Genomic DNA, 26,271 nt, shown 5'->3' on the forward strand with positions numbered 1-26,271 from the left:
TTTTAAATCTTTAATCACCAACTTGGGGTGCGCACAATTTGCTACGACTGGATCTTGTTCCGATCACCGACCTTAAAGGTGTTGCTAAAAAGGTCGCGGAAAAACTGGCTAAGTTAGGTATTAAAACAGTACAAGATGTACTGTTTCACTTACCGCTGCGTTATGAAGACCGTACGCAAATCTATCCCATTGCCGCGTTGCCTCCTGGCAGTTATGGCACCATAGAAGCCGAAATTCAGTCGACTCAAATAATGCAAGGTCGGCGACGTATGCTAATGTGTAATGTTCGCGATCACAGCGGAATGATGAGCCTGCGTTTTTTTAATTTTTCAATGGCACAACGTAACGCCATGGAAAATGGATCCACCATTCGGGCTTACGGTGAAATACGTCGAGGCAATCATCACAAAGAAATTGTTCACCCCGAATATCAAATTATCCATCCTGGTGGATCAGTCACATTAAGCGACACACTAACGCCTATATACCCGACAACAGAAGGGGTAAAACAAGCCAGTTGGATAAAACTGACCGAGCAAGCCTTAACCATGTTAGATGATGGTGGATTGCCAGAATTATTACCCAATGGCCTGCAGCCAAACAATATTAGTCTTCGCGATGCGCTGCATATTTTACATCGTCCCCACAGCTCGGTGTCACCATTTGAATTAGAACAAGGTCAACATCCGGCACAGCAAAGGTTAATACAAGAAGAACTGCTCGCTCATAACCTCAGTATGTTGCAACTACGCCAACGTAGTAACCAAGATGCCGCAGTGCCTATGCCTGCAACCGGCCAATTATCAAGCCCTTTTTTAGCCCAGTTGCCCTTTAAGCCAACGGGGGCACAACAGCGCGTAGTGGCCGAAATTCGCCAAGATATTCAGCATCCAACGCCAATGATGCGTTTAGTTCAAGGTGACGTTGGCTCAGGAAAAACCCTGGTGGCGGCGCTTGCAGCATTGCAGGCTATTGAAAACGGATACCAAGTAGCCATGATGGCGCCGACCGAGTTACTCGCTGAACAACATGCCAGCAATTTTGCCGCATGGTTTGAACCTCTGGGAGTGAAAATAGGTTGGTTAGCAGGCAAACTCAAAGGTAAAGCTAGAGTCCAATCCCTTGAAAACATTGCCTCTGGTGCAGCCCAAATGGTGATCGGTACTCATGCGATATTTCAACAAGCGGTGGTATTTAACAAACTGGCGCTGATTATTATTGACGAGCAACATCGTTTTGGCGTTCATCAACGCTTAGGTTTACGAGAAAAAGGCGTCAGCCAAGGCTTTCACCCGCACCAGTTAATTATGACGGCCACGCCAATTCCGCGCACCTTAGCCATGACAGCCTATGCAGATCTTGATACCTCGATTATTGATGAACTTCCCCCAGGGCGCACACCCGTGACGACCGTTGCCGTTGCTGATAGCCGCCGCGAACACGTTATTGAGCGAGTCAAACAAGCAGCATTACATGATAATCGCCAAACTTATTGGGTATGTACCTTAATTGAAGAATCTGAAGTGCTTGAATGCCAAGCTGCTGAAGACACTGCAGCGGAACTCACCATAGCATTACCTGAACTCAAAATAGGCTTGATCCATGGCCGAATGAAAAGCGCTGACAAACAGGCCATTATGGCGCAATTTAAAGCGGGTGATGTAAACTTATTAGTCGCCACTACCGTCATAGAAGTGGGTGTTGACGTACCCAATGCCAGTTTAATGATCATCGAAAATCCTGAACGATTAGGCCTAGCGCAGTTACACCAATTAAGAGGTCGAGTCGGCCGAGGCGCGGTAGCCAGTCATTGCGTGTTACTCTATAAAGCGCCATTGTCGCAAACGGCCACCAAACGCTTAGGTGTTCTGCGAAACAGTAACGACGGCTTCATCATCGCCCAAAAAGATCTCGAAATTAGAGGGCCTGGTGAAGTGCTCGGGACAAAACAAACAGGTTTAGCCGATCTCAAAATCGCAGATTTACTTCGCGATCAACACTTAATTGAACCTACTCAAAAATTAGCCGTACACGTTAACCAGCAAGTGCCACAAAACGTAGACGCTATCATTCAACGCTGGATAGGTGATAGACAACAATATGTCCAAGCATAATACAATACTAATCGTAATATATTGTTCATTATCATCAGTTATCACTAGACAAGTCAGCCGAATATTGCAAAATGGTACTATGCACAATTTTTCGACTCCACCTAGATATTTGTACCGATTAGCAATCACACCAAGGAATTGAAATGCAAGTTAATGAAGAAGACCGAATTACCCCTCCAGGTTCTGAAAAGCCAGGGTCTAACAAGATGTTAATCGCTATCGCGGTGATTGCATTGTTAGGCGCAAGCAGTTATTTCTATTTTACCAGTGATGACACTGATGAATTTGAACCCGTTGTTATCACCCCAGTTGAACTGCCAGAATCAGTTCCTGAGACGCCAATAGAGCAAACGCCTATTGAAGAACCAGAAAGCATTGCCACAACAGATGATGTAGTGCCCACTGGAGAATCCGCTGCCGCAACGATAGAGCCACTCCCCACCTTAGATGAGTCTGATGATTTTGTAGAAGCAAAAACATTAGCCATTGCTAACGGCATGAAAATTGCGCCAATGATCTTGAAAAAAGACATTGCCCGCCAATTTGTGGTATTTGTCGATAACTTAGCCCAAGGCAATATGGTGCGTAAAGCGAGCCCGTTAAAAGGCCCCGATACAAAATTTACCGTGAGCGAAATAACCAACAAAATCTATCTTAATCCAGACAGTTATCATAGATATGATTTATACGCTAATTTTATAGAGGAGCTGAGTGATAAAGATTTAATCAGTACTTACAATGAGTTAAAGCCATTATTTGCCGAAGCTTTTACTGAACTAGGTTACAGTAACATTGACTTTGATACGCGAATGCAGCAGGTTTTCAGCATGGTTGCTGATACGCCCATTATTGAAGATCCTATTGAATTATCATCGATCAGTGTTAACTATAAATATGTCGATCCCAATCTTGAGGCATTACCCAATGCACAAAAACTGTTGATCCGCATGGGGCCAGAAAACGCTCGTAAAATCAAAGCAGCAGTCAAGAAACTACAACAAAGCTTTCCGAGCCAATAAGCTATTACATCAAGCGGTAAAGCTATTTTATTAGGCTATAAGCAATCAGCGCGACGTTTACCGTCGCGCTTTTTTATTGCACAATCACTTTGTTCAATAAACCCTCTGCTATTAGCCTTTTTCGTCCACACGACTTCTTATCTACATTCACTTCAGTGTACAATCGGCAAGGTTAACGAATATTCATTATTGGCATGATTATTATTAACAATTAGATAAGGATAGCTAGGCAGTTATAGAGGGAATGTAGTGCAATTAGTATTTGATCTTCTATCATGGGGTGCATGGTCTGCGGACTTTCAGACAACAGAACGTTGGCAGCAATGGCAACAGCCTAATGGCGACTTGTCGCCAAAATCTGACTCACCAGCATTAGCACACATTCCTGCCATGCAACGTCGGCGCTTTAGTCGCTTAACCAAAATGATGCTAACCGCGGCATACCAATGCCAACCCGATATGCATTGCCGTAGTATTTTTGCATCTCGTCATGGTGAACTTACCAGAACCTTAGGCTTACTTAAGGATATTGCCCAGCAGCAAGCTTTATCACCAATGGCTTTTAGTCAATCAGTGCACAATACTGCCAGTGGTATTTTTGGTATTGTGAATGATAATACTACGACGTCTACATCCATTGCTGCGGGTGAGCAAACCCTCACACAAGCACTCATTGAAGCCTACGCTCAATTAGCACAATCCCCATCGCCAGTATTGGTTGTCTTTGGTGACGATCCGGTTCCACCGGTATACAGTGAATTTATTCACGAGGTCGAACTTCCTCTGGCATTCGGTTTGTACCTTGCACCACTCAATAACATCGCCCACCGAGCTGAAAAGCAGGCTATAGCACCCGAATTACATCAAACAATGCCTCAACGGACGACTCTACGCCTGTCTGATCATCCACTCGGATTAGGCCCTCTTGACAACCAAAAACACCAAGACAACATCAGCTTGAGCGAGTTAATCCATCATATTGCCAGTGCAAAGAATATCCAGGGTAAACTGTGCCATTGGTATTGGTCACTTGAACATCATGACTAATCAACCACACAAACCACAACATGCTGATGCTATTGAGCAAAAAAAATCCGCCGCGCCGAAACTGCGCGGATGTCGTTATGTACCTCGCTGGATTGGCGGTGTGCTTTGTTATATTGCTTTTGGTTTAGGTGGACTGCTCTGCTCATTAACTATTTTACCCATATTACAACTTTGGCCCACTAAGCCAGAGCTGCGGGTTGCACGGGTACAAAGATTAGTCAGCGGGATGTTTAGAGCATTGGTCGCCATGCTCAGTTTTGCTGGGGTGATTACAGTTAACACTAAGAATATCGAAACACTACAGCAAGCAAAGGGGCAGATTGTCATCGCCAATCACCCAACATTAGTGGATGTGGTAGTATTAATTAGTCTTATGCCGAATGCGGGTTGTATTGTAAAACAAGGCTTATGGCGTAATCCATTTATTCGCGGCGTACTCGCCAGTGCCGGTTATATTCCAAATCGTGGCGCTGATTGGCTACTAGATGACTGCTTACAAGTGTTGCAAACCGATACCAATTTAATTATTTTCCCTGAAGGTACGCGAACATTAACCGGTAATATCGTTAATCCTTTTGCTCGCGGGGCCGCCAATATTGCGCTACGCACCCAAACAGATATTTTACCTGTGGTATTACGTACTGATGTTGCAGGGTTGACCAAGCAACAAGCTTGGTACCAAATTCCACGGCAAACCATCAATATGTCAGTAGAAATAGGCACAAGCATGTCATACCTGCTGTATGATGTTAAACAAGGTAATGAAGCCAAAATGGCTCGACAGCTGACGCGCGACTTGCAGCAGTTTTACCTTGATACACTTAAACAGCCTATCAAGTCACATTGATAGCCATACTTATAAGAAAAACAAAAAAATGAACTTACACAATCAAATAAAACAACTGATCATCGATTGCTTAGATCTAGAAGATGTCACTGTCGATGATATCGAAACCGATGCAGCCTTATTTGGTGACGGTCTAGGCTTAGACTCGATCGATGCACTCGAATTAGGCTTGGCCATTAAGAAAGAATTTGATATCAAAATTGAAGCAAATTCTGATGCGACTACTGCACACTTTTTCAGTGTTGCTAGCTTAGCTAGCTTTATTGAATCTCAACGTGTTTAGGAGCCTGCATGCAAAATCGTGAACAAATTCTCGAAATGCTTAGCGCCATTTTAGTTGAAGATTTTGAAATAGATGCGGCCGATATCACTCTAGAAGCTTCTTTGTATAAAGACCTTGATTTAGATAGTATTGATGCGGTTGATTTGGTGATTAAATTGCAACAGCGTACCGGTAGAAAAATTCAACCTGAGGCATTTAAAACCGTTCGCACAGTCGATGATGTCGTGAACGCCATTGAAGGATTAATTAAAAGCTAATGCGGTTAATCCTGCAGATTATTACTACTTTGGTCATTATTGCTTATCCTTTAGCAGTGTACTTTGGATTGCAGTATTTACCACCGGGCACCATTGCTTTGCTGCTTTGTTTGTTATTATTGATGCGGTTTATGGTCACTAAGCAACAAGTAAAATCCATGACACTGCCAATACTGATTGGCATCGGATTAACCGCAGCCAGTTTTATTGCTCAGCGTAACGACTGGTTACTATACTATCCGGTGGTGATAAACCTGAGTATGTTAGGATTATTTGGTTACTCACTGATTAATGGCCCAAGTATGATTGAGCGCTTAGCACGCTTAAAAGAGCCTGATTTACCAGACTCTGCTATTCCTTACTTACAAACCATTACCAAACTTTGGTGTGGGTTATTTATTGTTAATGGTGCAGTGGCGACCTATACCGCCATAGCAACAAGCATTGAAATATGGACACTTTACAACGGACTGATCGCCTATCTGTTTATGGGTATGCTACTCAGTGGTGAATGGATTTATCGTCGTTTTTGGTTGAAAAAACATGAATAAGCTTTTACTCAATTGGTTATCCACAGGGCCTGCCTCACAGCAGCTGATAAGCTTTGACCATCATGACATCATGACGGGATCATTGTTTTGTGCGCACGTTGCCCACCTCCATGCTCAACTGACCCAAAGTGCTGCTAAGCGTTGGTTGCTTGCAGCCAAGCACAGCGACTTATTTGCCGCAGGCTTATGCGCGGCCTTGTTAGCCGGTAAACAAGTAATATTACCCGCCAACACCCAAAGTGGTACCTTGAGTCAACTCAACCATGAATTTGATGCCATTATTGCCGACACGCCCTTATGTGAAGTGGGTGAGTATATTGCGCTCAAAAAAGAATTAAGTTTACCCGCAGCGAAATGGCCTAAATCAGAATCATTAGGTGAATTAATCTTATTCACCTCTGGTAGTAGCGGTCAGCCCAAAGCCGTCAAAAAAACGCTGCAGCAACTCGATGCCGAAGTCAGTATTCTTGAACAAACCTTTGCCGAACATTTACCTCATTGCTCGGTGGTATCGACGGTTTCGCATCAACACATCTACGGTTTATTATTTAAAGTTCTGTGGCCTTTGGCCGCGAGCCGAGCTTTCTTAAGTGAACAAATCGACTTTCCAGAAACCCTTAGCTACTACCTGGCCATCATGCCAAATTTGTGTTTGATCAGTAGCCCTGCTCAATTGACTCGCTTACCTGATGCGCTTGATAACCAAAAGCAACAACGTATTCCAAGCTTAATTTTCAGTTCTGGTGGACCATTAAATTTTGATGCTGCCCAAGCGGTTAAGCAATGTTTTTATCAATTGCCCATCGAAATATTTGGCAGTACTGAGACCGGCGGTATAGCCTATCGACGCCAGCAGCAACCACTGCAACCATGGCAAGCCTTTACCCAAGTCAACATTGATATAGATCCCCAAGACGGGGCTTTGATGTTGCAGTCAGTTTATTTAGACAATCAGGCCCAGTGGCTGAGGTGCGATGATAAAATTGAACTGTTAACTGATGGCCAGTTCCGTTTATTACATCGCCTTGATCGCATTGTGAAAATTGAAGAAAAACGTTTGTCATTAGCCCAAGTGGAGCATTTACTGCAAACCCATCCTTTTGTTCGCGAAGCGGCCGTCACGGTATTAGAACAACCGCGTACCATGTTAGGTGCGGCAATATGCTTAAGCGAATTAGGCCTAAAAACACTCGAAGCGGAAGGGAAATTAGCGCTCAATAATGCGTTGAAAAACCACTTACTAAGCCAGTTTGAGCGCATCACCTTACCAAGACGCTGGCGTTATCCTGCACACTTGCCACTCAACAGCCAAGGCAAGCGTACTCAAGCAGAAATTATAGCCTTATTTAGTCATGATTAAGTCAGAATTACCCCATATTGTTAGCCATAAAGGCGGTAACAATCTCTATCAATGGCGTTTATTTGTTAGCGCAGATTTAGCCTTTTTTAATGGTCATTTTCCTCAGCAAGCCGTATTGCCTGGGGTTACCCAATTGGATTGGGCGGTCAAACTTGGCTGTGAGGCATTTGGTTATTCAGCCACTATTGCCACATTAGAAGTGCTTAAGTTTCAACAACTCATATTACCCGACACCTATGTTGATTTGGTGATTGAACATCAAGTCCAAAAAGCAAAACTGATTTTCAGTTATCGCGATCAAGATAAACGTTTCTCTTCTGGGCGCATTGTGGTCAAACCCGCGTTGGTAACTGCTGCGCCGACTGCCATTGAGAGTAACCCATGAAATTGACCTTGGTTATCCCCAACTACAATCATCATATCGCCATTGAACAAACCCTAACCAAGTTGGCAAAATTCAACCTGACCTGTTATCTAGTTGATGATGGTAGCCAAGATGAAACCCGCTATGTATTGCAAGCTATGGCGGACAAATTTAGCTGGGTAACCCTCATCAGCCATCCTTTTAATCGCGGTAAAGGCGCGGCAGTGACCAGCGGTCTGCGCCAAGCTTACCGCGATGGTTTCACCCATGCATTACAGGTCGATGCCGATGGGCAGCATAATTTAGACGATATTCCGTTAATGATATCGACCTGCGAACAGCACCCACAGGCATTAATATCTGGCCAGCCGATTTATGATGAGTCCGTGCCTAAAGGCCGTTTATACGGGCGTTACCTCACCCATTTCTGGGTATGGATTGAAACCTTGAGTTTTGACATTCAAGATTCTATGTGTGGCTTTCGGGTCTATCCTTTAGCGGCTACTGAACAGTTATTAAGTCAGCAAGCTTTGGGTGAGCGGATGGATTTTGATATTGAAATTATGGTCAGGCTGCACTGGCAGGGCACGCCTGTCATTCATGTGCCAACTAAAGTGATCTATCCTGACGATGGCATCAGTCACTTCCAAGGCGTGCAAGATAATGTGCGCATTAGCTGGATGCACACCCGATTATTTTTTGGCATGCTCGCTCGGCTGCCGCGCATTATCAGCAAACAGCTTTTACAGCAAAAAGATCCGCAACCAGATCAAGCTCAGTCGCAAAAACATTGGTCGACAATGACAGAGCGTGGCAGTTTTTGGGGCATCAAACTGTTAGCTGAATGCTATCGTCTTGGCGGGCATTGGCTGTGCCGGGCAATGATGTATCCGGTAATTTGTTATTTTTTCATAACGGGATCGACGGCTCGACACGCATCATTGGATTTTTTACGCCGCGTTCAACAGCTACAACCTCATCACCCTAATCTCAGTAGCGAGGTTAATTGGCGCGATAGCCTTAAACATTTTTTTACCTTTGGCAATGCCGCCCTCGATAGAATTGATGCTTGGTGCGACCGAATTAATCTAGAGCAAGTCGACTTTAACGACCGAAAAATACTCGCAGACCAAGTGGCCACAGGCCGAGGTGCAGTATTGATTGTGTCGCATTTAGGCAATATGGAATTGTGTCGCGCTATCTCTGTCCACCAGCAAAAGGTGAAAGTGAATGTGATGGTGCTAACCCAACACGCTGAAAATTTTAACAAGGTACTGCAGCAGCTTAATCCACAAAGTAGTCTTAACTTAATCCATGTCAATGAGCTTGATCCCAGTACCGCCATGTTACTGCAGCAAAAAATTGATCAAGGTGAAATGGTGGTTATTGCCGCGGACCGCACCTCGTCTAGCAGCCAAGGTCGCGTCACCTATTTGCCCTTTTTAGGCCAAGATGCTGCGTTTCCACAAGGGCCATTTATTTTAGCAAGCTTACTCGACTGCCCGGTTTACAGCTTATTTTGTATTCGCCAGCATGGGCGTTATCAAGTACATGTAGAACATCTAAGCGACAGCTTAAAAGGTCCACGAGCAGGCAGAATTGAACGCTTAACCGACGCCATGAGCCAATATAGCCAACGCTTAGCGCACTTTGCCCTACAGGCTCCGATGCAATGGTTTAACTTTTTCGATTTTTGGCGTAGAGATGAATTGATTACTCGTCCTGCTTCACGCCCAGTTACAGCAACTAATTCAAGTACTGTACCTAATTCAAGTACTGCGCCTAGTTCAAGTACAGCACCTAGTTCAAGTACTGTACCCAATAACAGCACAACGTCACCCCGTCAGGATAACTAATTCAATGAGCCACACTTCTTCACCGTCATCAACCGCCAATAGCACAGTGCATTTAGGCCAAAGCTATCTTAGTCTTGAGCAAGTAGTGGCTATCGCCAAAGGCGCCGCGGTCAAACTGGCTGATACTGCAGACTATGTTGAATATATCCAAAAAGGCGCTCGCTTTATTGACAGTCTGCTGCATGAAGAAGGTGTGGTATATGGCGTCACCACAGGTTACGGCGACTCATGTACCGTGAATGTCAGCCTAGACTTAGTTCACGAATTACCACTGCACTTAACCCGGTTTCATGGTTGTGGTTTAGGCGATGTATTTAGTCCAATGCAAGCCCGCGCCATTATGGCTTGCCGCTTAAACTCCTTGGCTATGGGCAAGTCAGGTGTGAGTTATCTACTGCTGCAACGCATCGAATGGCTATTAAACAATGATATTACTCCGGTGATCCCTCAAGAAGGCTCGGTCGGCGCCAGCGGTGATTTAACCCCATTATCTTATCTTGCTGCTGTATTGGTTGGCGAACGAGAAGTGATGTTCCAAGGTAAACGTCAAGCGACCAAAGATGTTTATCTCAAATTCGGTACGGTGCCATTGACCTTGCGCCCTAAAGAAGGCCTAGCATTAATGAATGGCACTGCGGTGATGACTGCGCTAGCGTGTTTAGCCTTCGATAGATCCCAGTACTTAACCCGCTTATCAAGCCGAATTACGGCCATGGCGTCGTTAACGCTCAAGGGTAACGCAAACCATTTTGATGATATTTTATTTGCCGCCAAGCCCCACCCAGGACAAAACCAGATAGCCAGTTGGATCCGTGAAGACTTAAATCATCATGTGCACCCTCGTAACTCAGATCGTTTACAAGACCGCTATTCAATTCGCTGTGCGCCGCACATTATTGGCGTACTGCAAGATGCCCTGCCCTTTATGCGCCAATTTATTGAAACCGAACTCAATAGTGCCAACGACAATCCTATTGTCGATGCTGAAGGTGAACATATCCTCCATGGCGGTCACTTTTATGGTGGCCACATCGCGTTTGCCATGGATGCGATGAAAAATGCCGTGGCCAATATAGCCGACTTAATTGATCGCCAAATGGCCTTAGTCATGGACCCTAAATTTAATAATGGTTTACCGGCTAATTTGTCTGCTGCAGAAGGCGAACGCCGCGCCATTAACCATGGTTTTAAAGCGGTACAAATTGGCGTATCCGCTTGGACCGCTGAAGCGTTAAAAAACACTATGCCCGCCAGCGTGTTTTCACGTTCAACTGAATGCCATAATCAAGATAAAGTGAGTATGGGGACTATTGCCGCACGTGATTGCATGCGGATACTGCAACTCACAGAGCAAGTCGCCGCCGCAGCATTATTGGCCATGAGCCAGGGGATCCAATTGCGTATAATGCAGCAAGAACTCGATGCAAGTTCATTAACCCCCTCTTTGGCCACTACTTTAGCCCAAGTCAGCGAAGATTTTGAACTGCTTACCGAAGACCGCCCCCTAGAAGCGGTACTGCGTCAAACTGTCGAAAAAATTCAATTAGGTCAGTGGGAGGTATGCTAAATGAAAGGATTATTACTCACCGAAATGGAAATGGTGATCCCGTTTCACGATGTCGATTCGATGGGCATCACTTGGCATGGCAATTATTTGCGCTACTTTGAAGTAGTGCGCTGCCTATTGCTGGATAAACTCGGTTATAACTATCGCACTATGCAAGAGTCCGGTTATGCGTGGCCCATTGTCGATGTGCAAGTAAAGTATGTTAAAAGCAGCACCTTTGATCAAAAAATCAAAGTCATTGCGGCCATTGTTGAGTGGGAAAATCGCCTACGCATTAATTATCAAGTTTTCGATGCCCAAACCAATGTGCGGATCACTAAAGGCTATACCATTCAGGCAGCCGTTGAGATTGCCACCCAAGAATTATGCTTTGTCACCCCAGAAGTGTTCCTGCAAAAAATTCGCCCATTACTTGATACGAGCCAAGCTTAATGAATACTCGCAAAGGAATGTTTGCTCGGGTCAGTCGTCTCGTTATACTGCTCTGTTTGCATATTGGCATTGTCTCGGCCAATGAACGTCCACCAGCAAGCAACAATCAAACACTGACTCCAGAGCTGACACAAGCAAAGCCCCAACCTCTGACTCAAGCTCTGACCAAAGAGCAATTAGCTGATATTCAGACTTTGTACAGTCAACCAGCCAGCACAGAAGCCCTCAGGGCTTTAGCTCAGCAACTTAATTTACAACTTGATACTCGAGGGCAGTTTATTCAGCTGCGCCACTTACAGGTGCTAAAAAAGCCCTTGCTCAGCCAAGGACAATTTATTTTTAGTCCGGCGCAGGGATTAGTATGGCAACAACAGCGTCCGTTCAGCACCTTAATGGTGTTAAAAGATCAGCAGTTGATCCAGCAAAACAGCCAAGGCAAGGTGCAACAACTTAACGCTGCGGTCAGTGGCAACCCCATCGCGCAGCAATTACCGCGTTTATTACAAGCCATTATGGCGGGCGATATCGATGCTTTAAGTGCTGATTTCGCCTTGTTTATGCCAGCAGAGCCGCCAAAAAATGCGTCATGGCAACTCGGCTTGCAAGCCAAAGATCCTCAAGTGCAAGCGTCCATGGGCAACATCACCCTCAGTGGCGACACCCAGTTACGCTCATTAATCATGACAAGTAGCCAGACGGATATTAGCGACTATACCCAAATTCAATTTATCGATCCCCAGCAAGGGCCGCTCAGTGCAAGCGAACTGGCGCTTTTTAGCCTTGGCAATGAGTCCGTTCAATAATGATACCAAGATCCCTTGGCGCCGTATTATCGCCCATTGGGCGGTTTGCCTTATGGATAGTATTGCTGCTGGCAATGTTAGCCACAGGCCTTGTGCAATGGCAGCAAGGTGCGCATATTCAAACTGATATTTTGGCTATGCTGCCGCATTTACAACAAGATAAGCTCACCGAAACAGCATTAAACAAGGTAGAACAGCAACTCGCTAACCAAGTCTACATTGCCATTAATGCCAACAACGACAGCCAAGCTATCAGCGCAGCCAAGCAACTGATGATCTCCCTAGAACAACAGACTCAACAGCCCTTTACTGCCATTCGTAGCGGCGCGGATGATCATCTGCAAGACTTGGCTAAAGTGTATTTCGAACATCGTTTTGGCCTACTGACGCCTGAACAAGCACACGCCATTGAAACAGGCCATTGGCGCCAATTGCTTAACGCTGCCCAAAGCCAACTTTATAGCGCATTTGGTTTTGCTAACAGTCAACTGCTCAGCAATGATCCTTTATTGATGTTTCCGGCTAACTTGCTGGCGTTATCGCCCAACAGTGCGCTGCGCAGCCAACAAGGGGTTTTACTGACCGATACCGTAGACGGTGTCGCTGCGATTGTCATGGCCAAAGGCCGTGATAGTGCTTTTAGCCCGACCGCTCAGCAACAGCAAATGCAAGCATTAGAATCTGCGTTTAGCCAAATTAATCAGCACTATCCCGAGGTGAGCTTTCTCAAGGCTGGGGCACTTTTTCATGCCATTGCTGCCACAGAATCAGCCAAACAAGAAATCAGCCGCATTGGCTTAATTTCCATGTTGGGGATTATCTTATTAGTCTGGTTGGCCTTTCGATCTATGATGCCGTTATTTGCCGCGCTACTGACCTTAACCTCTGGGGTGGTGTTTGCGTTTGTCGCCACCTTAAGTTTTTTTGGTGAGCTGCATTTACTGACACTGGTATTTGGCACCAGCTTAATTGGTGTAGCCATTGATTACAGCTTCCACTTTTACTGCGAAAAACAAGCTCATCCCAATGACAACGCCAGTGACACATTAAAGCGTATTTTCCCTGCGCTCACCCTCGCCCTTGTTACCAGTGTCAGTGCCTTTGTCGCCATAGGGTTTACGCCATTCCCGGGGATGCAACAAGTGGCGGTATTTTGCGCCGCGGGGTTAATGGGTGCTTACCTAACCTTGTTACTGGTGTTTCCATTGCTGGGCAACTATGGGCTTAAACCCACCCGCGGATTAACCCTAGCCCAAGGTTATCTGACCGTATTGCAACGCACTTTTATACCGAGTCGATTGTGGCAAAAAGTCGCCATCGCGGCACTGCTGATTGGTTTAACGGCTATATTATTTTTGGGCTTATCACAAGCTGACACCGACGATGATATTCGCCAATTACAGCAAAGCCCTGCTGCCATCACCAGCGAAGAAAACCAGCTCAGACAGCTGCTCAGCGGTGGCACAGACAACCAATTTATTTTGGTCAGCGGCCACAACGAACAAGCATTATTGCAAACGTTAGAGCAACTGGTCCCCGTACTTGATAAGGCCGTTGCCGATGGCGAGTTAAGCCAGGCCATTAGCCTGAGTCGCTTTATGCCCAGCATTGCGCGTCAGCGCCACGATTATCAATTACAACAACAGCTCTATCAGCAACATTTAGATGAAATCATCACCGAGATGGGCCTAAATGACAGCATAAAGACCAGCTTGCTTGCACAACTCGACCAAGCTACAACACAATGGTTAACGCCAAAAAGGGTGTTAGCCCAAGCTAATGATGATTTACATGCCCTATGGCTTGGCGCAATATCGACCACAGACAACACCGAGCAATATGGTGCAATTGTGTTGCTAGGTGGCATACACTCGTTAGTGTCCCTCGAGCAACGACTCACTGACCAAAACTGGTCTTTAGGCCAAGTGCGTTTAATCGATAAAGTCGGGGGTATATCGGCTTTAATGGGCAAGTATCGCCAACTGACATTACAGCTATTAGTGTGGGTCTTTGTGTTAGCAAGCCTACTGTTTAGCATTAAATATGGCATTAAGCTGGCGTTAGCCATCGTGGCGGTACCGGCATTATCAGTACTGCTCACCCTCGCGTGTTTAGGGCTTGTCGGCTCGAGCATCAGTTTGTTTCACGCATTAGCACTTATTTTGGTGTTAGGGATCGGGATTGATTACAGCCTGTTTTTTGCCGAGGCGAAACACACCAGTCGCGGTGTGATGATGGCAATCTTTATGTCAGCCTGTTCAACGCTATTGGCTTTTGGTTTATTGGCGCTCAGTCAAACTAATGCGATTCACTTTTTTGGATTAACACTTCTTTTTGGGATCAGTTTTGCATTCTTACTGGCACCGTTTATTTCATTTATCACTAGGAAAACACTGTAAATGTTAAGCAGTCAAACACATACAGTCAGCAACATGGACGTCGACGTTGCCATCATTGGCGCAGGCCCTTCAGGCGCTATTGCTGCAAGCCTATTACGCCAGCAAGGTCATCAGGTTATTGTTATTGAAAAACAGCATTTTCCACGTTTTTCAATTGGCGAAAGCTTACTGCCTTGTTGCATGCAGTTTCTCGAACAAGCCGGCATGTTAGAAGCGGTTAATCAGGCTGGATTTCAGTTTAAAAATGGCGCCGCATTTCGCCACCAAGGTCGCTATACTACTTTTGATTTTAATGACAAATTTACCCCTGGCCCAAGCACTACCTTTCAGGTTCAGCGGGCTGATTTTGATAAACTATTGGCAGACACAGCAATCGGTCAAGGGGTCGATATTCGTTTTGGTCATCGAGTCGATAATATTGATCTTACTGAAAATCCTCGCTTAACGGTAACGAATGAACAAGGTCAGCAATATCAAGTTAACGCTAAATTTGTGCTTGATGCCAGTGGTTTTGGTCGAGTACTACCACGATTGTTGAACCTAGAACAGCCGTCAAACCTGCCGCCTCGAAGTGCTATTTTTACCCACATTGAAGACAACATCAGCGATCCCAGCTTTGATCGTAATAAGATCCTCATTAGCGTTCACCCAAAGCATAAGGATATTTGGTACTGGTTAATCCCTTTTAACCATAACCGTTGCTCCATTGGGGTGGTGGCGGAGCCTCATTTACTGCAACATTTATCCGGTACCCTAGAACAACAACTGTTAGCGATAGTGAATGAAGAACCAGAGCTACAACGCTTACTGGCTAACGCTAATATTGTTCAACCTTGCGCCACATTGAAAGGTTATTCGGCCAATGTCACCACCTTAGCAACCAACAAGTTTGCTTTGCTGGGCAACGCTGGAGAATTCCTTGACCCGGTATTTTCATCAGGGGTAACGATTGCAATGCAGTCAGCATCAATGGCAGTAGCCAGTGTAAATAAGCAACTTAACGGTCAAACCGTTGACTGGAATACCGAGTACACAGAGCCATTAATGCAAGGGGTAAACACCTTTAGAACCTATGTCCAAGCTTGGTATGATGGACGTTTTCAAGATGTCATTTTCTATCAACAAGCCAACAGCAAGATTAAACAAATGATTTGCTCAATTTTAGCGGGCTACGCTTGGGACATGAGTAATCCGTTTGTGAAAGAGTCTGAGCGACGCCTCAACACCATTGTTGAGTTATGTCAGGAGCCCAATATTGCTTAACCTATTCGAGCATTTTATTGATTTGTTATCACGCCGTATTGTGGCCCTGCTTCTACTAAGCTTATTAACCGCTTGCAGCCAGCAAATCGTGCGGCAAACTTGTGTCCCTCTCACGGGTGAAGCACAATATTCCTTAAGTCCAACCTCGACAGTATTAACTGATGCTCATCAAGAGATTAATTTAACTCAAATGGTTAACTTTACCCGTGGGCAAGATAGCCATGAGTTATTAACCCAGCTTGAACTCAACCCACAACGGATGACGTTAGTAGGATTAGCGCCTCTTGGGCAAGCACTATTCACACTAGTGTACGATGGGCAAACCCTGCAAAGTCAGCAAAGTCTGTTATTGGGTGAGCAGTTTAAAGCGGAATATTTAATGGCGATAATGCAGATAATTTACTGGCCAACGGAGCAAGTCAATCGCCACTTAAGTGGCGGTGAATTAATGATTAAACCCTGTAATATGGGGCTATGTAAGCAACTGCTGGATGCTAATGGCGAGTTAATGAGGTTAACGTATAGCAATATAGATCCATGGTTAGCGCAAGTGAACGTTGACATCGACGCCGCTGATATTCACATAAAAATCACTCCAATTGAATAGTCAGAGCTCTACCCTAGTCATAAACAGACAGTAATAAATAGGCCATAAAACCAAGTATGAATAGTCGCATAGCAATAACTCACATCGGATTGTGTACACCTTTAGGGAACTCGCCAGAAGAGGTGCTGCCACGCCTCATTAAGGGTGATATCAGTGCCATGCAATGGCGCGATAATCTATTGTTCAATGCCCCTACCATAGTGGGTTGCATCGATGAGACACGCTTAATCGATATTGCTGATCATTTAAGTCTGTTTACGTGTCGTAATAATCGCTTATTAAATACCGCGGCACAACAACTCGTCCCTGCGATAGCACAAGCCAAACAACGTTTTGGGGCAGATCGTATCGGGGTGGTGTTAGGCACAAGCACCTCGGGTATTTCCAAAGGCGAAGCCGCGTTAAAATACCAACTTGAACATGGGCATTTTCCCCCGAGCTACCATTACTCGCAACAGGAATTGGGCAGTACCAGTGATTATCTAAAGCAGTTATTTGCACTCTCTGGCCCTTGTTATACCGTCTCGACTGCGTGTTCATCGAGCGCCAAAGTGTTTGCCAGTGCACAGCGATTACTCAATGCAGATCTCTGCGATATGGTGATTGTTGGCGGCGTAGACAGTTTGTGTCAGTTAACCGTTAATGGCTTTGCCGCATTAGAATCCATATCCAAAGGCCATTGTAATCCGTTCAGTCGCCATCGAGATGGAATTAACATTGGTGAAGGCGCGGCGTTATTTACCTTAGAACGTGGTCAAAGTGAGGTGATGTTGGCCGGGGTTGGTGAGTCTGCCGATGCACATCATATTTCGGCACCACACCCAGAAGGAACAGGCGCGATTGCCGCCATGCAACAAGCCTTAACCGCGGCGAATATTTCGCCGCAGCAAATTGATTATGTCAATCTACATGGCACCGCTACCCCTAAAAATGATGCGATGGAATCACGAGCCATAACAGCAGTATTTAGCCAATCATTACCCCCATGCAGTTCAACCAAACCGCTTACCGGTCATACCTTAGGGGCTGCGGGTGCGATTGAGGCCGCTTTTTGCTATTTATTATTAAGTCCACTTAATCATAGCAAGCGCCTACCACCTCATATCTGGGATGGTCAGTTTGATGATAACGACCCGCACATAGCGCTGGTCAATGCCAACAGTAATACTGGGTTAAGTCAGCTCAATTTCATTATGAGTAATTCATTTGCCTTTGGTGGCAGTAATGCCAGCCTGATTTTTTGTCGAAAGGATGCCTAGTTTCATGCCAACACGCACAGCAAATGCCGCTATGTTAGCGCAAGACATCAGTACTTTTATTCCGCATCGCGCGCCGATGATCTTGATTGATAACCTGTTAGAGCACTATCCAGACAGCTTGATCACTGAAACCCATATTCGCCCAGACAGTGCCTATTTTGACCGCCAACTCAATGGTGTTCCTAATTACGTGGGCATCGAATATATGGCCCAAAGCATTGCAGCATTAGCCGGTGTAGAGGCACGACTCGATCACGAAGGTATCCGAGTCGGTTTTTTACTCGGCACTCGCAAGCTACAAATGCACATAGACACGTTTACCTTAGGTGAGTCTTATCGCACTCAAGTCACCAGGTTATATCAAGAAGAGTCGGGGTTAGCGGTATTTGATTGCCATATTTATCATCAAGATACCTTAGTGGCACAAGCCAATGTCAATGTATTTCAACCCCAAGATACCCAAACCTATATTAATAACAGCCAAGTTAATAACTAACCTTTTTATCCCCATTTGAGTTCCTCGAATCAATCACGGAGAGACATTTTGAATAATAGAGTATTAGTTACCGGTTCAAGCCGAGGAATAGGCAAAGCCATCGCAATTAAATTAGCCGAGAATGGTTTTGATATTGCGCTGCACTTTCACAGCAATCATGTTGCCGCCGCACAAGTACAAAAAAGCTTATTAGATCTGGGTATTCAGGTCAGTTTACTGCAATTTGATATTGCTGACCGTCAGGCAGTTAAGCTTGCTATCGAAACTGACATTGCCGAACACGGAGCCTATTATGGCGTTATTCTCAATGCAGGTATCAACCGCGACACCGCTTTTCCAGCCATGACTGAACACGAATGGGACAGTGTCATTCACACTAACCTTGATGGTTTTTATAATGTTATTCATCCTACGGTTATGCCTATGGTTCAAGCTCGTAAAGGCGGACGTATTATCACTCTCGCCTCAGTGTCAGGCATCGCAGGTAACCGTGGTCAAGTGAATTACAGCGCCTCAAAAGCGGGGATTATTGGTGCAACCAAAGCCCTATCACTTGAGTTGGCAAAACGAAAAATCACCGTTAATTGTATCGCCCCAGGGCTAATTGAAACCGACATGGTGACGGACATTTCAACCGATATGGTCAACCAAATGGTGCCGATGAAGCGCATGGGTAAACCCAGTGAAATAGCCGGCCTTGCTAACTTTTTATTGTCAGACGATGCCGCCTATATTACACGCCAAGTGATTTCAGTTAACGGAGGCATGATATGAAGCGTGTTGTCGTTACAGGCATGGGGGGAATTTGTGCATTGGGTCAGGACTGGGCGCAAATTAAAGCCAGCCTACTCGCTAAACATAACTGCGTCATTCAAATGGATGAATGGGATCGCTACCCAGGGTTAAATACTCGCCTTGCCGCGCCTGTGACCGAGTTTGTTCTCCCTAAACACTATTCACGTAAAAAAATTCGCTCAATGGGGCGAGTCTCCATGATGGCCACTCGCGCCAGTGAACTCGCGCTTGAAGATGCTGGTCTGTTAAATGATCCTATTGTTAACTCTGGCCAAGTAGGCGTGGCTTACGGCTCATCAACTGGCAGTACCGATCCGATAATGGGATTTGGCGATATGTTAAAAACCGGCGATATGTCAGGGTTAACCGCTACCAGCTATATCCGCATGATGGCCCACACTACGGCCGTAAATATTGGCGTGTTTTTTGGCTTACAAGGCCGAGTCCATACTACCAGCAGTGCATGTACTTCTGCGAGCCAAGGTATTGGCTACGCTTATGAAGCGATTAAATATGGTATGCAAACCATTATGTTAGCGGGTGGCGCTGAAGAACTTTGTCCTACCGAAGCTGTGGTATTTGATACTTTGTTTGCTACCAGCACCAAAAATGATACGCCAGCTCAAACACCACGCCCATTTGACAGTCAACGTGATGGTTTAGTGATAGGTGAAGGTGCTTGTACTCTTATATTAGAAGAGCTTGAGCACGCTCAAGCCCGTGGCGCCAAAATTTATGCTGAACTGGTTGGTTTTGGAACCAATTCAGATGGACAACACGTGACCCAACCCAATGCAAAAACCATGGAAGTGGCGATTCGTTTAGCCTTAAAAGATGCCGCGTTAACGCCACAAGACATTGGTTATATTAGTGCCCATGGCACCGCAACCGATCGCGGTGACATCGCTGAAACCGCCGCTACCCATGCTGTATTTGGCACGAATACGCCGATTTCATCACTAAAAAGTTACACCGGTCATACCTTAGGTGCCTGTGGTTCATTGGAAGCGTGGACCAGTATTGAAATGATGAACGAAGGCTGGTTTGCGCCAACACTCAACCTCACCAATATTGACCCACAATGCGCCCCGCTCGATTACATTAAAGACGATATCCGCCTTATCGATACAGACTATGTCATGAGCAATAATTTTGCCTTTGGGGGCATTAATACTTCATTGATTTTTAAACGCTGGCATTAATGGCAACGGGGAGTCAGTAATTTGCCAATAAGAGTAAAATCCGACATAAAAAAACGCTTAATGAAACGTTAAAGTCTCATTAAGCGTTAAGTTTTTAAGCAGAGAACTTTATTTAAGTAACGGTATATACCCAAGCCACTTCAACATGCTCGTTTCAGGGCTCCCGTAGGATAACTGAACAAGTCAGTGATTGAAGAGAATGGTTATTCCCTTTTTAATATCACTATTCCAAGGTTCTAGGACGCTGCGCGGCTAGATGCTATAAAATCTTAGCCGCGAAGCTGTCCCTAGCAGACCGAAGCTCGCTCTAGCAGCCGCAGGCGCCCTATTCTTAGACCCTTGAACTCTGTCACTTATGGACATGCACAATCCTGCATTTCGAGGTCGTTTGGGTATGAATTAATTAAAGTGAAAGTTCATCGATAGCAAGCTTAGCTTGGCTAATGCCGGCTTCTGCAGCATCAGGGCCCATATTTAAGGCTTCTGCATAAATCGTTTCCACATTGTTAATCCCAATAAAACCTAATAATGTCGTTAGGTAAGGCACCACATGGTCAGTTGCACCATCTTTGTGGACGCCACCGCGAGTGGTAACAATAATCGCCCGCTTACCTTCAATTAAGCCAACCGGTCCTGTTGCAGTATAACTAAACGTCACACCTACACGAGCGATGAAATCAATCCAATTTTTTAACGTCGTAGGAATGGTGAAATTGTACATGGGCGCTGCAATAATAATGCTGTCATGCTGTTTAATTTCAGCCACTAATTCGTTCGATAGCGCGAGTGCTGATAATTGACGCTCAGAAAGATCCTCACCACCGCGTAAACCTGTAGCAAGTTCACCATCTAACATTGGCACGGGTTGGCTGCCTAAATCACGCACGGTGATCTGCGCACCTTTACGGCTCCATTGCTGATGTAAATAGTCCACTAATGCTGAAGATTGTGAATAACTGCCTAGAATGCTTGATTTTAAAATTAATACTTTTGCCATTGTTAATTCTCACCCATCTGTTTGTTGGGTCACATGGCTATGCGCCTGACCAATGAAATGAGTATATTGATCTATAAAAAAGAAAAATAGCGCAATAATTTTGCAGTTACGTTCGATAAAATAGAAAGTAATACCCGTCCATTAATTATCTACTCTGAGCTAACAATCTTTGGCGGAAACGATACAAATTGTCCGGTAAACGTGGCGCACATAATCTCATCACAATACAGAGCCACTTCTAAGGTGATTTTCACTAGCTGACCACGGGTTAATGGAGTCAAATCGGTATAAGGCCAAATGACTTTGGCATAAGGCTGTTTAGTAACCGGTTTTAAATACCTTACTTTCGCATCAGCTAATACAATGTCGCCATGTGCTTGAGATAATTGCTGCTGTAACCACACCATTCCCCATCCGGTTAATGTCATTAAGGTATAGATGCTGCCCGCAAACATGGTGTGATGTAAATTAATGTTGGGAGCAATAGGCGCTGTGACCTGTAAGCTATCACCATTAAACAATACTGGTGTAATCTGCATAAACTTACTGGCAGGGATGGTATTGTGCCAAGTTTCACACAAAGTCTGTAATAATGCGCTGACCTCGGCATCTGATTGTGCTTCGGTCAATGACAAATCGAACATAGCAATATCCCTCTGATGACAACGAGTGGACCATACACAACAGATACACTTTATACTTGTAAATTAAAGGTCACAGGACCGTCATTGACCAACTCAACCTGCATCTCTGCACCAAATTGGCCGGTTTCAGTAATGGCCCCTTGTTGACGACAATAGTCCACAAACGCCTGATAGAGACGATCGGCTTGCTCAGGGGTTGCTGCGCTCGAAAAGCTGGGCCTTAAGCCTTTATCGGTATCGGCTACCAAGGTAAATTGTGACACCACCAGTAACTGTCCGGCGACTTGTGCCAGATTAAGATTCATTTTGCCATTTTCATCACTAAACACCCGATAACGAATGACTTTTGTGGCTAGCTTAACCATTTTCTCAATATTATCTTCACGCTCTACACCTAGTAATACTAACAAGCCTTGGTCAATTTTGCCGACTATCGTGCTATCTACCGAGACGGATGCGCGTTTAACACGTTGAATTAATGCAATCATAACGGCCCTAAAAATAGACTATTGGGTGACAATTATTGGATAAACTAATCACGATCACTCCTAATACTTATCAGATGACGATACCGATTTACTCACCACCCGCTGATCATCCACATTATTAATATGATCATCTTTAGGCTCAGTAAATATTTCGGCTTTTAGGTCGTCAGCGATAACAGCCAAACTGCCTAAATATTCTGGTAATGCCGCAGTAATTTCTGCCCCAAGTAATACAATAATCCACGATAAATACACCCATACAAACAAAATAGGGATCACTGCCAGCGCACCATATATGGCTTCATAACTCGGAAATTGAGTCACGTAAAACGCAAAGCCTTTTTTACCCGCTTCAAATAATACCGCCGCAACAATGGCCCCCAATAAGGCATGTAAAAAATGCACTTTCTTATTCGGCACGACCATATATAAAAGCAATATCGATGCAACAGAAAACAGCAATGGCAGACGCTCAATAATCCTCGGAACTAATCCAGACAACTCACTACCCGTCACCACCTCTAATGACACCACATATGAGGTTGCCAGCAAACTTGCACCAATAAGAACAGGGCCAAGCGTCAATACCATCCAGTACATCGAAAATGACACCACGTAAGAGCGCTGTTCAGTGATCCGCCAAATGTTATTCAGTGCTTTGTCGATAGCAGAAATCAGCATAATGGCAACGAACACTAACGCAACAATACCCACAAAGGTCCCTTTAGATGCATTGGCCACAAACTCATTAATATGCACTTGAACCGTATCACCCGCAGCAGGTATAAAATTATTATAAATAAATCCTTCAATATTACCGCGAATGCCTTTAAACACCGGAAACGCAGATAGCATAGACATAGTAACGGCCACCATAGGCACCAGTGACAACAAGGTCACATAAGCCAAATGACCTGCTCGTATATTGATTTGGTCTTCAGTAAGCCGTTGTTTGAGATGGCGTAGAAACTGCCAAACCCCGCTAAAAAAAGCCACAATCGGGCTGTAATCAAACTTTTTGGGCATAATAATCCTTCTTTCTTGCCACGTTAGGGGAGATAACGTTTGTATTCAGTCACTAACTTCGTACAATGTTATAACATATTAGTCATCGAACAATGGAGCAAATTGATGTCACAACAAGGTTCGGCGGGCAATGTGCTCGCTGCTGTCGCTAGTTTTTTTTTCCCGGGCTTAGGTCAGCTTTTACAAGGGCGTATTTTAGCGGCTTTGTTATTCTTCTGCATTACTGCCGTTTGCTATTTCTTTTTTGTGTTGGTCATCCCAGCCATTATCGGTGGTTTATTCCATTTATGGAGCATCATCGACGCAGCAAAATTTAAATCAGGCAGTTAACCTCAACGAGGTCACTTTTCGCCTCAGACAATAAAAGAGACACATTGATGAAAAAATGGATATCACTGGCGCTATTAAGTAGCAGTTTACTGTTGAGCGGCTGTCAAAGTGCCTATTACGGTGCAATGGAAAAAGTTGGCTATCACAAGCGCGACATCATGGTCGATAGAGTGCAAAGTGCTAAAGAGTCGCAACAAGAAGCTCAGGAGCAATTTAGTTCTGCTTTGGAAGAAATGCAGGCTCTATTGGCGTTTGATGGTGGTGATTTAGACGATGCCTATAACAAAGCAAAAGATGAGTATGAATCTGCGCAGTCAGCGGCAGATGAAGTCAGTCGCCGTATTGAAAAAGTTGAAGATGTCGCTGAAGCATTATTTGACGAATGGCAAACTGAAATCGAAGAGATAAGTAAAGCCAGTTTACGCCGTAACAGCACCAATACGCTCAACAAGACCAAGCGGTCATATTACTCGCTAGTCAAAAGTATGCGTCGGGCAGAAGCCAAAATGCCACCGATTTTAACCGCGATGAAAGACAATATGCTGTATTTAAAACATAACCTAAACGCACAAGCCATTGGCGCAATTAAAGGCGAATTTGCCAATTTACAGACGGATATTTCCAGCCTGATTAACGAAATGAACAAATCGATTGCCGAATCGAATCAGTTTATTGCCTCAATGGAACAAGGTTAAACCTTACCTACCTATATCAAGTAACGCCCTTAGCGGTAACCTATGCTGTTATAGTCTATGACGGCCTAGGAGCTGCTTTTGGGGATTTATAGTAATGTGCTTAGTCAATCGGCGACTGGTCCACAGGTAAAGCCGTACGGCTAAATATTTGCTTCAAAACCACTGTAGTTTCAATGCTGGCGACAAACTTGAGGTTACCGAGTGATTTCTTGATAAATTGTTCATAGGAAACTAGGTCTTTGGCGACTATTTTGAGCAAATAATCATAGGCTCCGGTTATCACAGCACATTCCATCACTTGAGGTAGTGGTGCCATGGTTGATTCAAATAATGCTGTCGACTGATCAGTATGTTCTGTTAAGCGTACCGAGGTATAAACCACAATATTCAACCCCACTTTAAGAGGATCAACCTGCGCACCATAACCCAAAATCACTTTATCTTGTTCAAGCTTTTTTACTCGTCGTAAACAAGGAGTATCTGACATATTAACCTTATCGGCTAATTCAGAAATAGCCATTCGGCCCTGACGTTGTAAGATTTCTAATAGCTTGAGGTCTTTCTTATCCATTGAACAAGTCGCTTTTTAGTGAGTGATTAGTGTTATAAATATCATATTTATGAGTGAAATCCTCTACAAATTTACCACACTATCAATTTATTCAATGAGATGGTCTGTCACACTTTTGCTCTATAGAGTCTAGAAACTGCACAACATCAACCACAATCACATTGATAGCGTCACAATAATAGAGATAAAAGTAACTATATGTCTGAGTTTAGCAGGCGCTAACACTGATCAATATACACTTCAACTAGCGGAGTTTGACCCACGGCCTGAGGCTGGGAATAACGAATTTCACATTTATTGGCGGCATATTCTGCGTTAGGCCGAATACGAAGACCTGAACGTCCAGAATCGGTATAGGTTGTTAAAATAAACTCACCACCATCACTGATGTCGGCAATATTGGTCATTCGAGCTATTCCAGCACCAGTATGGCGCGGATATCCATAAGCTAAGGTGATTGATTGGCCCAGTACAATCAGACTGTTACCAAGGCCATTACCCGTACCTGCTGCCGCCGTTTCATCACAATCAGTACTGATTGTGCAAGCTGAATAAACCAATGTTTTACTGCTGTTAATTGCACCAGCTACGCCTTGCATCGTGCTCGCATAAGCATTGCTTTTTAACCCTATAAATTGGGGCGCGACCATAACAGCAAGAATGCCTAAAATAATAATTACCACAACAAGTTCTATTAAGGTAAAACCTTGCTGTTTACGCCACGAAAAATGCCCATGGTTTACTACGCTTGTCACCCTCAACCCAAATTTCCTTAAGCCAAATAGGATACTGTCTCTATATCCCTTTTATAACGTTAGTTAACCTCAACTCGGATTAGTAGGCGAGCTGAGTCGATTAATTAGGTGAATAAAAGGAGCTTATTTTCTATCGGCAATACATTATGCACATCTGTCTATAAATGCAACCGCCGCCACAACAACTTAATAAACTTGTTATCTTTTTTAGCTCAGAAACAAAAAAACCCGATAATCAATTACC

28 protein-coding genes are annotated in these 26,271 nt (G+C 44.6%); 22 read left to right on the top strand and 6 right to left on the bottom strand.

From position 1 onward, the window contains the following. The first annotated feature begins 38 nt into the window (after positions 1-38). The 20 genes from recG (at position 39) to EGC80_RS02720 (ending at position 20,521) form a co-directional block, all read left to right on the top strand. Positions 39-2,114 (top strand): ATP-dependent DNA helicase RecG, encoded by a 2,076-nt coding sequence (gene recG / locus EGC80_RS02625; protein ID WP_124013192.1) that lies wholly within the window; start codon positions 39-41, stop codon positions 2,112-2,114. A 143-nt stretch (positions 2,115-2,257) separates the two neighbouring features. Next, positions 2,258-3,133, top strand: a complete 876-nt coding sequence (locus tag EGC80_RS02630; protein WP_124013191.1) for a DUF3014 domain-containing protein — start codon at positions 2,258-2,260, stop codon at positions 3,131-3,133. 249 nt (positions 3,134-3,382) lie between these two features. Next, positions 3,383-4,180: a beta-ketoacyl synthase chain length factor gene (locus EGC80_RS02635; RefSeq protein ID WP_124013190.1), complete on the top strand. Its 798-nt coding sequence runs from the start codon at positions 3,383-3,385 to the stop codon at positions 4,178-4,180. Then, positions 4,173-5,027 (top strand): lysophospholipid acyltransferase family protein, encoded by an 855-nt coding sequence (locus EGC80_RS02640; RefSeq protein WP_124013189.1) that lies wholly within the window; start codon positions 4,173-4,175, stop codon positions 5,025-5,027. Before EGC80_RS02635 ends, EGC80_RS02640 begins: the two co-directional genes overlap by 8 nt. 28 nt (positions 5,028-5,055) lie before the next feature. After that, positions 5,056-5,310, top strand: coding sequence for a phosphopantetheine-binding protein (locus EGC80_RS02645; RefSeq protein ID WP_101033081.1), 255 nt, complete (start codon positions 5,056-5,058; stop codon positions 5,308-5,310). 8 nt (positions 5,311-5,318) lie between these two features. Beyond that, entirely contained in the window at positions 5,319-5,567 is a 249-nt protein-coding gene (locus tag EGC80_RS02650; RefSeq protein ID WP_101033082.1) for an acyl carrier protein, read from the top strand. Then, positions 5,567-6,118: a COG4648 family protein gene (locus EGC80_RS02655; protein ID WP_101033083.1), complete on the top strand. Its 552-nt coding sequence runs from the start codon at positions 5,567-5,569 to the stop codon at positions 6,116-6,118. Before EGC80_RS02650 ends, EGC80_RS02655 begins: the two co-directional genes overlap by 1 nt. Then, a complete protein-coding gene (locus EGC80_RS02660) occupies positions 6,111-7,478 on the top strand; it encodes an AMP-binding protein (protein WP_124013188.1) in 1,368 nt (455 codons plus the stop codon). The genes EGC80_RS02655 and EGC80_RS02660 overlap by 8 nt, the downstream gene beginning before the upstream one ends. Further along, positions 7,471-7,863, top strand: coding sequence for an ApeI family dehydratase (locus EGC80_RS02665; protein ID WP_124013187.1), 393 nt, complete (start codon positions 7,471-7,473; stop codon positions 7,861-7,863). Before EGC80_RS02660 ends, EGC80_RS02665 begins: the two co-directional genes overlap by 8 nt. Further along, positions 7,860-9,698 (top strand): glycosyltransferase family 2 protein, encoded by a 1,839-nt coding sequence (locus EGC80_RS02670; RefSeq protein ID WP_124013186.1) that lies wholly within the window; start codon positions 7,860-7,862, stop codon positions 9,696-9,698. Before EGC80_RS02665 ends, EGC80_RS02670 begins: the two co-directional genes overlap by 4 nt. A 4-nt stretch (positions 9,699-9,702) precedes the next feature. Then, on the top strand, positions 9,703-11,265 hold the full coding sequence (locus EGC80_RS02675) for an HAL/PAL/TAL family ammonia-lyase (protein WP_124013185.1): 1,563 nt from the start codon (positions 9,703-9,705) through the stop codon (positions 11,263-11,265). Further along, positions 11,266-11,697, top strand: a complete 432-nt coding sequence (locus EGC80_RS02680) for an acyl-CoA thioesterase (RefSeq protein ID WP_101033088.1) — start codon at positions 11,266-11,268, stop codon at positions 11,695-11,697. After that, positions 11,697-12,500 carry an outer membrane lipoprotein carrier protein LolA gene (locus tag EGC80_RS02685; protein ID WP_124013184.1) on the top strand — a complete coding sequence of 268 codons (804 nt, stop codon included), beginning with the start codon at positions 11,697-11,699 and terminating at the stop codon, positions 12,498-12,500. The genes EGC80_RS02680 and EGC80_RS02685 overlap by 1 nt, the downstream gene beginning before the upstream one ends. Further along, positions 12,500-14,899: an MMPL family transporter gene (locus EGC80_RS02690; protein WP_124013183.1), complete on the top strand. Its 2,400-nt coding sequence runs from the start codon at positions 12,500-12,502 to the stop codon at positions 14,897-14,899. Before EGC80_RS02685 ends, EGC80_RS02690 begins: the two co-directional genes overlap by 1 nt. Next, positions 14,900-16,162, top strand: coding sequence for an NAD(P)/FAD-dependent oxidoreductase (locus tag EGC80_RS02695; protein WP_101033091.1), 1,263 nt, complete (start codon positions 14,900-14,902; stop codon positions 16,160-16,162). Then, complete coding sequence (locus tag EGC80_RS02700; protein WP_233768583.1) at positions 16,155-16,769, top strand: DUF3261 domain-containing protein; 615 nt, start codon at positions 16,155-16,157, stop codon at positions 16,767-16,769. Before EGC80_RS02695 ends, EGC80_RS02700 begins: the two co-directional genes overlap by 8 nt. Positions 16,770-16,825: 56 nt before the next feature. After that, entirely contained in the window at positions 16,826-18,028 is a 1,203-nt protein-coding gene (locus EGC80_RS02705; RefSeq protein WP_124013182.1) for a beta-ketoacyl-[acyl-carrier-protein] synthase family protein, read from the top strand. Positions 18,029-18,032: 4 nt separating this feature from the next. Beyond that, positions 18,033-18,524 (top strand): hotdog family protein, encoded by a 492-nt coding sequence (locus EGC80_RS02710; protein ID WP_101033093.1) that lies wholly within the window; start codon positions 18,033-18,035, stop codon positions 18,522-18,524. Positions 18,525-18,572: 48 nt separating this feature from the next. Then, complete coding sequence (locus EGC80_RS02715; RefSeq protein WP_101033094.1) at positions 18,573-19,298, top strand: 3-ketoacyl-ACP reductase FabG2; 726 nt, start codon at positions 18,573-18,575, stop codon at positions 19,296-19,298. Beyond that, positions 19,295-20,521 (top strand): beta-ketoacyl-ACP synthase, encoded by a 1,227-nt coding sequence (locus EGC80_RS02720; protein WP_101033095.1) that lies wholly within the window; start codon positions 19,295-19,297, stop codon positions 20,519-20,521. Before EGC80_RS02715 ends, EGC80_RS02720 begins: the two co-directional genes overlap by 4 nt. A gap of 403 nt (positions 20,522-20,924) precedes the next feature. Here the strand turns inward: EGC80_RS02720 and EGC80_RS02725 are convergent, their stop codons facing one another. From EGC80_RS02725 to EGC80_RS02740, 4 genes are all read right to left on the bottom strand, one after another. Then, complete coding sequence (locus EGC80_RS02725) at positions 20,925-21,518, bottom strand: FMN-dependent NADH-azoreductase (protein WP_124013181.1); 594 nt, start codon at positions 21,516-21,518, stop codon at positions 20,925-20,927. Positions 21,519-21,667: 149 nt separating this feature from the next. After that, a complete protein-coding gene (locus EGC80_RS02730; RefSeq protein ID WP_124013180.1) occupies positions 21,668-22,162 on the bottom strand; it encodes a thioesterase domain-containing protein in 495 nt (164 codons plus the stop codon). A gap of 50 nt (positions 22,163-22,212) precedes the next feature. Further along, complete coding sequence (gene dtd, locus EGC80_RS02735; protein ID WP_124013179.1) at positions 22,213-22,650, bottom strand: D-aminoacyl-tRNA deacylase; 438 nt, start codon at positions 22,648-22,650, stop codon at positions 22,213-22,215. A 60-nt stretch (positions 22,651-22,710) separates the two neighbouring features. Next, positions 22,711-23,676 (bottom strand): virulence factor BrkB family protein, encoded by a 966-nt coding sequence (locus tag EGC80_RS02740; protein ID WP_101033099.1) that lies wholly within the window; start codon positions 23,674-23,676, stop codon positions 22,711-22,713. A gap of 105 nt (positions 23,677-23,781) precedes the next feature. Between EGC80_RS02740 and EGC80_RS02745 the strand changes: the two genes are divergently transcribed. Continuing rightward, entirely contained in the window at positions 23,782-24,006 is a 225-nt protein-coding gene (locus EGC80_RS02745) for a hypothetical protein (RefSeq protein WP_101033100.1), read from the top strand. A 47-nt stretch (positions 24,007-24,053) separates the two neighbouring features. Beyond that, positions 24,054-24,701: a DUF2959 domain-containing protein gene (locus EGC80_RS02750; RefSeq protein WP_101033101.1), complete on the top strand. Its 648-nt coding sequence runs from the start codon at positions 24,054-24,056 to the stop codon at positions 24,699-24,701. Between the two features lie 100 nt (positions 24,702-24,801). Here EGC80_RS02750 and EGC80_RS02755 read toward each other — a convergent pair whose 3' ends face one another. Both EGC80_RS02755 and EGC80_RS22865 read right to left on the bottom strand, forming a co-directional pair. Continuing rightward, positions 24,802-25,272, bottom strand: a complete 471-nt coding sequence (locus EGC80_RS02755; protein WP_124013178.1) for an Lrp/AsnC family transcriptional regulator — start codon at positions 25,270-25,272, stop codon at positions 24,802-24,804. 218 nt (positions 25,273-25,490) lie between these two features. Beyond that, complete coding sequence (locus EGC80_RS22865) at positions 25,491-26,027, bottom strand: type II secretion system protein (protein WP_124013177.1); 537 nt, start codon at positions 26,025-26,027, stop codon at positions 25,491-25,493. Positions 26,028-26,271: the final 244 nt, after the last annotated feature.

Source organism: Shewanella psychromarinicola, from assembly GCF_003855155.1.
Classification (GTDB): domain Bacteria; phylum Pseudomonadota; class Gammaproteobacteria; order Enterobacterales; family Shewanellaceae; genus Shewanella; species Shewanella psychromarinicola.